Raw genomic sequence first — 12,860 nt, forward strand, 5'->3', positions numbered from 1 at the left:
AAGACTTTTATAAAGTCTTTTTTTAAACCCAAATTCCCAAAATATACTGGTATTGATTTTTAAATGAAAATTATATAATATATATAAGACTATTTAAATTTAAAGGAGACCCTATGGAATTAATTAAAGAAATAAATAAAATAATTACTTCAGAACTTTTGACAATACCTGGTGTATTGCAACTAACACACCCGTCAGTTGAATCATCAAAAGATGAAGAACCAATTCATGTTATAGATATTGAAGATGATGAACCAGAAATAAACATTCACTTATCATTAATTAAAGGATTAAATATCATAGCTGTTTCACAAGAAGTTATTGATAGAGTTAAACCTAAGATTGACAAATTAGTTGATTTTAAAAAGAGTTTTTCAGTTAACGTTTTTGTTGACGAAGTTAAAGCAAAGAAGAAGAAATAAAAAGGAAATATAATACACAATGTCACAAGCAACAAAAACACTAAAAGATATGTTAGAAAGTGGAGTAAATAACATTTACAACCATTACCCTAAAATTGATAAACTAAACGTATTTCCAATTCCAGATGGAGATACTGGAACAAATATGAACCTTACATGTACAAATGGATTCGCTGATCTAGAAAATGGATCATTTGAAAACATTGGAGACTTAATGGCTAAGTTCTCACGTGGACTAATCATGTCAGCACGTGGAAACTCAGGAGTTATCTTTTCACAAATTATTAAAGGTTTTTCTAATGGGCTTTCAGGTCAAACAGAAGCAACAGCAGAAATTTGAGTAAAAGCATTCGAACAATCAAAAATAGCTGCGTATGACGCAGTTATGAAACCCGTAGAAGGTACTATCTTAACTGTTATTAGAGAAACATCAGAATCAATTACTGAAACTTTTGCAGCTAACCCAACAATTACAGAAAAAAAATTATGAGAAGCAATTATTGTGGCCTCAAACAAATCTTTAGAAAACACTCCAGAATTACTACCAGTTCTTAAAAAAGTTGGAGTAGTTGACTCAGGTGGATTTGGACTTGTTAAATTCTTCGAAGGAATGGAAAAATTCTTAAGAACAAAAAAAATATTAGCTAGATCAAAAAAACTTGAAGATAACGAAGGTGGAAACGTCGAAATGGATCTTGAAGATGAAGAGTTTGGTTACTGTACAGAAGCTGTTGTTCTTCTTTCTCAAGATTACATCTCAACAATTAATGTAAAAGAAATTAGATCTACTTTTGAATCATTTGGAAACTCATCAATTGTTGTTGTAGCTGATGGAAACATTTTAAAAACACACACACATGCGTTGAAACCAGGAATCATATTAGAAACATTACAAAAATACGGTGAATTTGAAAAGATTAAAGTTGAAAACATGACACTTCAATCTGATAAGCATGTTAAAGGTGGAAACCCATCAATTAAAAAAGGTTCTGGAGACGGTAAGACAATGACAATCATTGATTCTGAAGTTGAAAAACCAAGAAGATTATTAAAAAATACAGCAGTTATTTCTGTTGTTCCTTCAAAAAATATTCTTGATTACTTTAAAGAAGAGTTACAAGTTGATTATGTTATTAACGGTGGATCAAAAATGAACCCATCAACAAAACACTTCATTAAAGCTATTGCCGAAGTTGATGCTAAAGAAGTTTACATCTTACCAAACGACAGTAATATATTAATGGCTGCTAACCAAGCAAAATCATTTGAGAAAAAATCAAAAGTTCACGTTATCCCAACTAAATCAGTTGTGGCTGGTATGGTTGCGTACTTAAACTTAGATAAAGAAGAGAACTTTAAAAAGAACTCAACAAGTATTAATAAAGCATTAAAAGACTTAGTGTCAGTTTCAATTTCTACAGCATCTCGCGATGTTAAGTTGAATGGTGTAAATATTAAATCAGGTAACTTATTAGCTCTAGTTAATGAAAAAATCTTTGCTTCTTCAAAAGACTCAACAGAAATTTTCAAAAAAGTTTTTGATAAATATATAACTCCAAAAACAGAAATTATAACAATATTCCAAGGTACAGAAGCAACTTTCAAAGAAGTCAACTTCTTGAAAAAATACTTAGATGAAAACTTTGATGTTGAATATGAAATCATTGAAGGTGGACAAGAAATCTACAAATTCTTCATTGCAATTGAATAATAAAAACTATGCCAACAAAGGCATTTTTTTTATATAAAATATCTCTATGCGCCAAATACTAAAATCATATCTAAAATTATTCGTAACTTCTTGACTTGAAACTCTAGGGACTTTGTTGTTTTTAATCACGTTTATAATTGTGATTCTTTCAATGTTGCCGGCTCCACTACAAATCTCATTAATGGCTTATCAAACAAACAAAAAAACAAATCAATGAGATTACACTGTGCAACTTACAGGAAATAAGGTCGCTGGATCAAACATGATAAAAAATGATGTTTATGATTTTTCATCTGAATTTTTAGAAAAAATAGCAATTAACTTTAGTAAAGGAAATGTAGTTGCCAAAACATATAGTGATGCATTTGAAACGGACCCAAATTCAATTGAACTAAAACCAACAAGTGGTGAATCTATGTGAATAGGATTTGAATCAATTAGCGAAGAGAGTGATGTTGTTGATTTTGGTAAGTTTCTATACAACCCGTGGTTTAAAGATGCATATGATGCAACATTAAAAATACTTGAAATTGTATTAGATGAAAACCCGAAAGAACAAGAAAACCTTGAAAATTCTGAAAAACTTTTAAACCAAACTAAATACTTAGCAGAAATATTTAACTATACTGTTATGGCAAATCAACATTATAGTCACAATACATCAATTGGTGGTGATGTATTAGACGATAGTGAAGCAGGTATCAAGTCAGTATATATAAATATAATTTCTGATATTGTTGGGTATAATTTTTTATTTGATTCAACTTGAACAAAAGAACTAAATGGAGTATCGAGTGATAAAAACAAAGCACTAGATGAGTTTAATACTGCATTTAAAGAAGCAAAAATTAGCAATGTATTTAAGCCAGAATTTTTAAATTACTATAATGTAAACACAAGAAAAAAAGGATCTGAAAGTACATATATGTTCAGAGATATTTGAGCTTCGATCCAAACAAATGTATATGAACAACTGATTGATCAAGGGTTACCAATTAAATATAATCGTGAAAATACATTGTTTACACTTGCAAAAATTGGATCAAACAAATTACAACCCGTTAACTTTACAGAGGTTCACAATAAAGACAAAGAATCTAAGAAAATCAATAACTTAGTTTTTGACAAGAAAAATAGCGAAGTTACAGATGGCGACAATTTGATAGGATTAGATTCTGCTGGGAATGATATTTTTTATAATTCAATAAAAAAATATGACAACAAATTTACTGCGGGGAATGTAAAAATTGAACTTGGTAATACAGATAAAGTAGCATACAAACTAAATGGAATCACTACAAAAAAAGATTCGTATAACTATTCAATGTTTGAATCGAAATCAACACTTTCTGGTGAATTATATATTAGAGAGAATGCATTCAATGAGTTGTACACAGAACTAGCAGTAATCCAAGATGAAAATAAACCGGTTGTTGGTACAAATAAAAGTCCTCTCGAAATGAAATCAACATTCTATTTGGAAGTTGATGATAGCGCAAATCAATCAGTGGTTATGTCTTATCTTTTAGGTGATGTATCAAATAGTAAACAAAATATATTTGTAATTGATACGGGTAATATTTTTACAAAAGATGAATCACCACAATTGAAAATGATAACAATGGTTAACTTAATGACAATTATATATTCTGTAATTGGTGTTATCTTATTCTTCTTGGCGTCAGTGTTTATGTTGTATTCACAAAAAGAAGAATTAACAAGAACACGTAAACAATTAGGAGTATTTAAATCTAATGGATATAAGACTTGAGAGTTGTGTATTCCATCAACTGTAAAAGTATTTTTATTAATGATTATTGGACTTGTGGCTGGTTATTTATTTTCTTTCCCATTACAAATTAATGCTGTTGAAAAACAATTTGGTGGAATAGGGGCATTTAGCATTGATAAAATTTATGCACATCCAGTATTCTTATTCGTTTTATTATTTGTAATTCCGTTCATATTTACTGGTGTTATATTTTTAATACTATTAAAGTTTTTAAGTGAAAAACCATTAGACTTAATGAAACCGGTTTCAAAACCAGTAAATATAAAACACCCATGATGATATTGAGCATTGATGCCATTAATATTTCCATTTGTTCTTGTTCATAAGCTATCAACTAGAATATGAAGAAATACAAGATTTGCATTTACCTTTAAATTGCAAGCTGCATTCTTATCAATTTCAAAAGGTAAATTTACTATAGTAATAATTTTATTTTCTTTTGCAACATTCTTAGTTTCTATGGAAATGAAAGCAATTCCAGTTATGAACAATATGTTCAATGAAAGTACTTCATTTATGGATGATAAAACAAATCATGAATCATATATAAACGGAGACAACATAGATATTGATAATGATGGAAATTGATCAGTTGAACAAGAGCGTTTTATTGGTAGAAAATATATTGACCTTAACGGAAAAACGGTTGATCATTATCTTGAAAAACAAGAAGCATTAAGCAGCGAACAAAGAGAATTAGATGATTTCGTTTTCGACGTACATAATGTTATTGACCTCATGTTCAAACAAAGACTTGAGTTCTTAAGCGATGTAAGAGAACCTGATGATGCAAGAATGGAGTTGTCATCAATATTTGCACTTGGCGCATTACTGCTTCCTGTAAAACCAACGAGTGAATCTTTAGAATACTATGAAAAAATGGTTAATGATATTGAAGAATTCGTCAATGACCCAGAAAACAGTCAAGAAGCAATTGAAGAATATAGTAAAGAAAAGGTTAGCGAATTTTTCGTGGAAGCTAAAAATGCATGACTTGACCCAGAAGTGAATTATGAATCACTAATTTTTTCAACACTTCACAAAGACAAATCGCAAATTGAAAAACCGAAAGCAATACAAGCAAACGACATATTTAAAATTAGTTGAATGCTGATTTCTGGATTAACAGAAAATGTTGAGTTAGCCAAACTCCAAACTGTAAATGAGGTTAGGCAAAAATTGACTGAATATATGGAAAGCGGAAACAACGATCAATTAAGAGGTTCAAAACCTGATAAAACTGTTGAAGAAGAAATCGAAGAATTAGTTGAAAAGATAAAAGAAAAACTAATTGAAATTATTTCATTTTTAACAGACCATGGTTATATGGATGTTATTGAAGTTGCGGTTACAAACTCAAATTTTGTACAAAAATTAATCCAACCATTATTATTAACTGATAAAGACACAGATCCTTTAATAACAAATAACGCAATTGTATTTGATAGCAAAAAAGAAACTTTGGTAAAAAACGATGAGATAAGAATTGAAGGACATAACTTCTATTCAACATTAATGGCATTTGATTCAAATAATGATTATGGTGACATTAGACGTCAATATAAATTTGAAGGAGTTGCAAACTGAAGTCGTCTTTCTAAAATAAATGCTGACGGTTCAATTAATGTGATCATTACAAAACCGATTGCAAAAATTAAAAACATTGGAGTAGGCGATGAAATTGAAATTTACTTACGTGGAAATAAAGAAAATCAAAAAGCAGTAAAAGGTCACGTTATTGGAATTCAAACAACAAACATTGTAACCCATACTATTTATGCAGATTACTATGCATACTTAACGGCTCAAACTGGACTATCAACCGATTACACTTATGTAGACAAAGAAGCAATTGACCCAGAGAAAAATGAATTTGCATATAAAGATGTCCATTATTTCAACAAGGTTATATCTCAAAAGAAAAAAGTTAACTTGCCAATTTCAGATATCGGATTTGATTTTACAGAAATTACAAAATCATTTACATTCACTCAAGATTCATTTTCATATATGACGTTTGTAGAAAATCAAGATAAAGCACTTTGATTTACATCAATGATTGCTGGGTCAAATTATTTAAGCAAATATCTATCAATTAACGCAACTGAATGAAAAAATAAAATATCACCGAATAGTTTCTTTGTAGATGTTCCATCAATGATGGATGCTACAAGTTCATATGAAATCATTAAAGCGGGTGCACAAGTAATGATTAAGTTAATTACAAATATGATGATTGTAAACATTGTTATTTCATTAGTGTTGTTATTAATCTTATTCTCAGTACTAATTAAAATTATTATTTCTGATGCTCAAGGTATCATAATATTAATGAGATCATTTGGATACAAAGACTTACAGATTAATTGAATTGTTATTGGTAAGTACTTAACTTATTCAGTAGCTGCATTTATTGTTATGTATATTGCATCATATTTCACATGAATATTTATTGCAGACTTAGCTTGAAATAAATATGCAATTATCTTAGCTATACCAACAATGTACTGACTACCATTTGCGATCTTTGCAGTAATGGAATCAGTTATAGCAATAGGTTGATTATTTGGAGTTTATCGTCTAAAAAAATTACCTTTAGCAAGAATTTAGAAAACATAAAATGTAAGACGAAAGTCTGCATTTTTTATTCTTAAATTTGTACGATAATTTATTACTATTTATATTAATTATCAAATAATCATTTAAAATATTAATCATAAATAGGAGTATAAAATACATGGATAAATCATACACAACACCACAACCAGTTGGAGCAACTGGCGGTGCAAAGTTTGGGTACTTTATATTAATCATATTAACTTTAGGAATATTCTGATTAGTAATGATAATTGGCAGAAAAAATAAGATACGTAGAATGGGGATGAAAGTTGATGAATCAGAATCAGGAATTGATGTTCAATTGGCTAAAAGAGCTGATACATTAACAAAGTTAATGGACACAGTTAAGTCATCAATCAAATTTGAAACTGACATACTTACAAAAGTAACGGAACTAAGATCAAGAGCTACAAGCGGATCAAATGATATTACAGCAAAATCGCAAATCAATAGTGAATTGCAAGCAGTAGAAAGAAAAGTTGGATTAGCTATTGAAGCTTACCCAGATCTAAAATCAAATGAAAACATATTACAATTGCAAAACTCAATTAAAGATGTTGAAGATAATATTGCAGCATCAAGAAGAATTTATAATTCAAATGTTACAACATATAATTCACAAATAATTACATTCCCAACAAATGTTGTTGCAGCTAAAATGGGATTACAAACAAAAGTATTGTTTGTAGCAACTGAACAACAAAAACTAGACGTAAAAATTGATTTAGGTATTTAGTAGACTTTTATGCAAGAACAACAAAGAGATATTTTAAAACAAAATATTGCTAACTTCATTAAGTCTGATTTAAAAGATGAATCAAAAGAAAATTTAAAACATAAAATCTTGGGATGAGGATCTTTAGCGGTTGCTGCCATAATGATTGTTGGATCAATTACATTTGCATTCAACACAGATAGCCAAGTTGGAATAGTTGTTTCATTTACGGTGGGGTTAGTCGTTGCACTTGGATTATTATATTTTGGTATATCACAAGTTGCTAAGTCTAAACTTACAACAAAAGAAAACACTTTAAAAGTTAGAGAACAATTACAAAAATATTTTGAAGAATATTTAAATTCACTAAATCCTGAAATTAAAATTGACAGAATAGAATTTAAAAAGCTAGCAGCACTTGGAATTACATTAGATATAAGTGGTCAAAAATTTTTATGTGATACAACTACTGTAATAAGAAAAGAAACACGTAGAGATTTTCTTGCAATTAATTCAAATAGAAGAAACCGCAGAAGAACATATTATTACTATGATACAACTCTAAATGTTTCTTCTTCAATCAAATCAGTTGGACTAACAGGTACTATTGAAATTAAAAAAGGTAATACACCAGAAGGTAAGTTAAATAAATTTGCATCTGAGTCAATTGAGTTTAATAAAAAATTTGATATCAATGCCTCAAAAGAGGATGGATTTAATTTTTTTACACCAAAAAAAATTGAATTATTTATAACTAATGCAGAAGAAATAAATGAAAATGCATATCAAGTTAGAGAAGGTGAATTATCATTTGGCAAAAGTTGATCTGTTATAAAAAATAACAGAAGAGCAAAAGAGATAGCGTCAAAAGATATTGATAGATTATCTTCAAACGATAACAAGATGTTAAACCAAATTATGTTATACATTGAAAGTTCAATGGTTAAACCATTGAAATACCTTGAACTTGTATCAAAAATGTCTTAATATTTTTTCCAAAATACAAGTATTATCTTGTATTTTTTTATTCATTTAAATATAATATTTATATAAATAAAAAAAGGAAAAAAATAAAATGGCAGGATTTCTACCTAGATTTATCAAAAATATAATAAACTGATTACTAACAATTGTAACAATTGGAATTTGACAAATAGTTATGCTTGTTTTCTTCTTAATGGGAAAACAAAACCTTGGACATAAAGTTGCAAACTTAAATTACAACAACAATGACAACATATTAATACATGGTATCTTCGTACTAATTATGGAATTCTTATGAGTACTTACATTTGGAATTTGAGGAATCATTGACCTTGTTTCAGTAGTACGTGGAAATGGAACTTCAGCTGAAAAATGAGCTAAAAGAGGTTTAGTTCAATAATATAAAAATAGTTTTAGAACTATTTTTTTTATTTAATTTTTTTAATTAACTGAGCCATTGTCAATACGTATTTTTGGTTTAAAATAAACATTATGAAAAAAGATATTTTAAACAAGTTGATAAAAGAAAATAAAGCTGACGCTATATTACTTCACTCACCGCAAAACAGATTGTGATTAACAAGATTCAATTCTTCTCTTGGATACGTTTTGTTTTTTAACAATAAAACATATTTATTAGTTGATGGTAGATATCACACAATGGCTGTTGAATCTAAAGAAATAACAAACGTCGATGAAATAATAAATATGAGTAATGCCACAAAACAAATTAATGATTTAATAAAACAATTAGGAATCAAAAAATTAATAATTGAATCAGATTGAATATTTTTAAATCAATTTGATTCTTGAACAAAATCATTTAATGCAACTTTAATAAAAGTAGATACTTCAAAAATTAGAATGATCAAAGACGAATGAGAAGTTCAACAAATCAAAAAAGCATGTGACATCACTAACAAGGTATTTGAATCAGTATTAAAGTTTGTAAAACCAGGGATGACTGAACTAGATTTATCTAGATTTGTTTCCAATGAATTTTTGCTTTTTGGAGCAGAAAAACTGAGTTTTGAAACAATTGTAGCTAGCGGAGAAATTAATGGCTCAATGCCACATGCAAAACCAAGTGATAGAAAATTAAAGATCGGTGACTTTGTAACTTTAGATATGGGATGTACTGTTAAAGGATATTGTTCAGATCAAACACGTACGTTTGCTTTAGGAGCTCAAATAGACCCTAAACTGTTGGAGATATACAAAATAGTATTTGATGCTCAACAACAAGGTGTAAACGCTTTAAAAGATGGAATATCAGTTGGAGATATTCATAAAACTTGTTTTGATTACATATCAGAAAAAGGATATGGACAATACTTCACGCATGGAACAGGTCACGGACTTGGATTAGAGATACATGAAGAGCCATACAATGCTAAAAACCAAACCGAAATATTAAGAGCCGGTATGGTTGTGACTGTTGAACCAGGTATTTATATTCCAGGAGTTGGTGGAGTAAGGATTGAAGATGATCTTTTGATTACAAAAGATGGCTGTGAATTTTTAACAAGTTCAAAACGTGAGCTAATACATATAAAAGGATAAGTAGCATTTAATATATATAATTAAAGGACAAGAGGTAACAATGATTAAAATAGCATTTGATGTAATGGGTTCAGATAATGGACCTAAGATAGCAATTAAAGCAGCATTAAATTTTTTAAAGAAAAATAAAGATGTTGAATTACATTTAGTTGGACAAGAAGAAATAATTAAAACAGAACTTAGTTCAAACAAATATAATGGAAGTAATATTGTTATTCATAATGCAACTCAAGTTATAGAAATGAGTGACGGAATATTAAGTGTTAGAAGAAAAAATGACGCTTCTATGTTAGTTGCATTAAGACTTATAAAAGATAAAGTAGTCGATGGTGCATTAACTGCTGGAGCATCAGGACCTTACATCGCAGGGTGTCATTTTGTTTTAGGTGAATTTGAAGGAATTTCTAAACCAGGATTTATGCCAATTATTCCAACCGAAGTAAAAGGTAGAGCAACTGCTTTATTAGATGTTGGAGCTAACTTAGAAAATTCACCAGAAGATCTTGTTAACTTTGCGTTAATGGCAAATATTTATATGAAAGAAATTCTTGGATACGAGAACCCAAGAATTGGTTTACTAAATATTGGTGAAGAGAAATCAAAAGGATTACCTTTACAAGTTGAAACATACAAATTATTAATTGAAAGAACTGATATTAAATTCATTGGAAACATTGAAGGTTATGAAATCTTTACAAACAAAGCGGACATTATTGTTTCAGATGGATTCACAGGTAATGTAATGTTAAAAACAATGGAAGGAGCAGCAAAGTCTGTTTCAAAAATTGTTAGTGGACATGTTAAAAAAAATATAATAAGAAAAATATTTGCTATCCCATTGATCCCTGCATTTAGAGGTGCAAAAAAACAAATGGACGTTAGGGAATACGGTGGAGCAATTTTATTAGGAGTTGATGGAATTGCATTTAAAGCGCACGGTTCTTCTGATGAGGTTGGATTTGAAGCTACAATCAGAATGGTACATCAAGCAGTTAAATCAGAAGTTTTAGCTAAGATGAAGGAAAAATTAGGTAATTAATATGGATTCAATTAAAACATTAAAAGAGTTGATGGCTTCTTTAGGCATTGAAATAAAAGATATGGACTTGTACGATGAAGCATTAACTCATAACTCATGAGCAAATGAAACAGGTAACTCAAAAACATATCAGAGATTAGAATTTTTAGGTGATGCCATTTTACAAATGAAAGTTAGTGAATACCTATTCGGTAACTTTGTAACATTTAATGAAGGTTCTCTTACAAAATATAGAAGTGCAATGGTACGTGAAGAGTCGTTATCGTTTGTTGCAAAAAACTTAGACTTAGGTAAATACATCAAATTAGGTATTGGCGAAATAAATAGCAAAGGTCATGAAAAGGCATCAATGTTATGTGACGTTTTTGAATCACTAACTGCTGCTATTTATTTAGATCAAGGTCTAGAAAAAGTTAATAGTTGATTAGAACAAACACTATTTAAAGTAGATAATGTAACACACTTTATTGAACAAACTCATGATTACAAATCTGAATTACAAGAATTGATTCAATTAGATAATAGAAATGAATTGGAATATAAAGTTATTGACAAAGTAACTAATGATTACAATCAAACAACTTTCAAAGTAGCTGTAATGATTGGAAGCAAAATATACGGAACCGGAGAGGGTCAGAATAAAAAAGCTGCTGAGCAATTAGCTGCAAAATCAGCAATTTCTAAAATGAAAAAAGGATAAAAGACAATACTAATTAACAAATAAAAACACTCACTAGTTGAATTAAGTGAGTGTTTTTATTTGCTTTTCATTTTTAGATACAAATCATAAACTCGTTTTTCATAAACTGAATGATCTTTGTTTTTATAGTATTTTTTATCTTTAATTTCGTTGGGCAGATATTGTTGATCAACTCAATCATTTTTATAATCATGAGCATATTTATATCCAATACCTCTACCAAGTTTAGTTGCTGATTTATAGTGGGCATCTTTTAAATGATCGGGTACATCATAGATTAAACCATCTTGTACATCTTTCATTGCAGACGCTGTTGCTAAATAAGCTGAGTTAGATTTTTCACTTAACGCCATATCTACAATTGCTAATCCTAAAGGAATGATTCCTTCAGGAAAACCAATTTGTCTAAATGCGTTTGTTGCTTGTAAAACGCGTGGGGGAATTGCTGGGTTAGCCATTCCGATATCTTCATAAGCCATGATAACCATTCTTCTCATTAGGGTTTCGTAATCACCAATTTCATATAGTCTTGCAAAATAATACAGAGCAGCGTCAACATCACTTCCTCTAATTGATTTTTGTAATCCAGATTTTAAATCATGAAAATCATCACCATAAGATCCACTTGGGTTTTTAGCATTAGGTACGATTTTCATAACGTTAGTTATGTTAATTTTTTCACTTGGATATAGTTTTAAAAATAGTTCTAAACTATTAATTAAAGATCTAACATCACCTGAAGATATTTCGCATAAATAACTTAATGCTTCATCTTCAATGTTTAAATCCATTTTGTTTTCTGTGATTAATTTTTTAATGTAAGTAAATAGGTCATCTTTATCTACGCGCTTTAATTCAATAATATTTGCTCTTGAACGAATTGCGGGATTAATTACAAAATAGGGATTCTCAGTAGTTGTTGCAAAAAGTTTAACATTTCCTTTCTCCATGTACTCCAAAAGGATATCTTGTTTGTCTTTGTTCATTCTATGAATTTCATCAATTATTAAAATAAAGTTTTCCTCATCAATTGCAGAATTAATAATCTTATTTAATTTCTCTTTTTTGTCATAAGATGCATTAAACATATCGTATTTAATTCCCAAGTCTTTTGCAAGAGCGGTTGCAAAAGTAGTTTTTCCAGTTCCACTTGGTCCATAAAAAATTAATGAAGAGCAAAATTGTTTCTCTATCATTCTTGTAATTAAACCGTCATTATTCAGTATGTGTTTTTGTCCGATAATATCTTTTACAGATTCTGGTCTTAATAAGTAAGCTAAAGGTTGCATTGTGTTTTCCTTGTCATAATTTAAAT

Annotated in this window: 10 protein-coding genes; 9 read left to right on the plus strand and 1 reads right to left on the minus strand. The window is 29.2% G+C overall.

The window, feature by feature from the left end:
• Positions 1-113 precede the first annotated feature (113 nt).
• The 9 genes from AACL07_RS01370 (at position 114) to rnc (ending at position 11,545) form a co-directional block, all read left to right on the plus strand.
• On the plus strand, positions 114-422 hold the full coding sequence (locus AACL07_RS01370; RefSeq protein WP_338983993.1) for a hypothetical protein: 309 nt from the start codon (positions 114-116) through the stop codon (positions 420-422).
• A 19-nt stretch (positions 423-441) separates the two neighbouring features.
• Positions 442-2,133, plus strand: coding sequence for a DAK2 domain-containing protein (locus AACL07_RS01375; protein ID WP_338983994.1), 1,692 nt, complete (start codon positions 442-444; stop codon positions 2,131-2,133).
• 46 nt (positions 2,134-2,179) lie between these two features.
• Positions 2,180-6,535, plus strand: coding sequence for an ABC transporter permease (locus AACL07_RS01380; protein WP_338983996.1), 4,356 nt, complete (start codon positions 2,180-2,182; stop codon positions 6,533-6,535).
• Between the two features lie 127 nt (positions 6,536-6,662).
• Positions 6,663-7,280: a LemA family protein gene (locus AACL07_RS01385; protein ID WP_338983998.1), complete on the plus strand. Its 618-nt coding sequence runs from the start codon at positions 6,663-6,665 to the stop codon at positions 7,278-7,280.
• A gap of 9 nt (positions 7,281-7,289) precedes the next feature.
• Positions 7,290-8,246 carry a hypothetical protein gene (locus AACL07_RS01390; protein WP_338984000.1) on the plus strand — a complete coding sequence of 319 codons (957 nt, stop codon included), beginning with the start codon at positions 7,290-7,292 and terminating at the stop codon, positions 8,244-8,246.
• An 88-nt stretch (positions 8,247-8,334) separates the two neighbouring features.
• Positions 8,335-8,643: a hypothetical protein gene (locus AACL07_RS01395; RefSeq protein ID WP_338984002.1), complete on the plus strand. Its 309-nt coding sequence runs from the start codon at positions 8,335-8,337 to the stop codon at positions 8,641-8,643.
• 92 nt (positions 8,644-8,735) lie between these two features.
• The gene (locus AACL07_RS01400; RefSeq protein ID WP_338984004.1) at positions 8,736-9,806 is read left to right on the plus strand and encodes an aminopeptidase P family protein; all 1,071 of its coding nucleotides are present in this window, start codon (positions 8,736-8,738) and stop codon (positions 9,804-9,806) included.
• A gap of 40 nt (positions 9,807-9,846) precedes the next feature.
• On the plus strand, positions 9,847-10,845 hold the full coding sequence (plsX, locus tag AACL07_RS01405) for a phosphate acyltransferase PlsX (protein WP_338984006.1): 999 nt from the start codon (positions 9,847-9,849) through the stop codon (positions 10,843-10,845).
• Position 10,846: 1 nt separating this feature from the next.
• A complete protein-coding gene (rnc, locus tag AACL07_RS01410) occupies positions 10,847-11,545 on the plus strand; it encodes a ribonuclease III (protein WP_338984008.1) in 699 nt (232 codons plus the stop codon).
• A gap of 56 nt (positions 11,546-11,601) precedes the next feature.
• Here rnc and AACL07_RS01415 read toward each other — a convergent pair whose 3' ends face one another.
• Entirely contained in the window at positions 11,602-12,834 is a 1,233-nt protein-coding gene (locus AACL07_RS01415) for a replication-associated recombination protein A (protein ID WP_338984010.1), read from the minus strand.
• Between the last annotated feature and the right edge of the window lie 26 nt (positions 12,835-12,860).

The sequence above is a fragment of the Spiroplasma endosymbiont of Othius punctulatus genome (genome assembly GCF_964019505.1).
In the GTDB taxonomy this organism is placed as follows: domain Bacteria; phylum Bacillota_I; class Bacilli_A; order Mycoplasmatales; family Mycoplasmataceae; genus TIUS-1.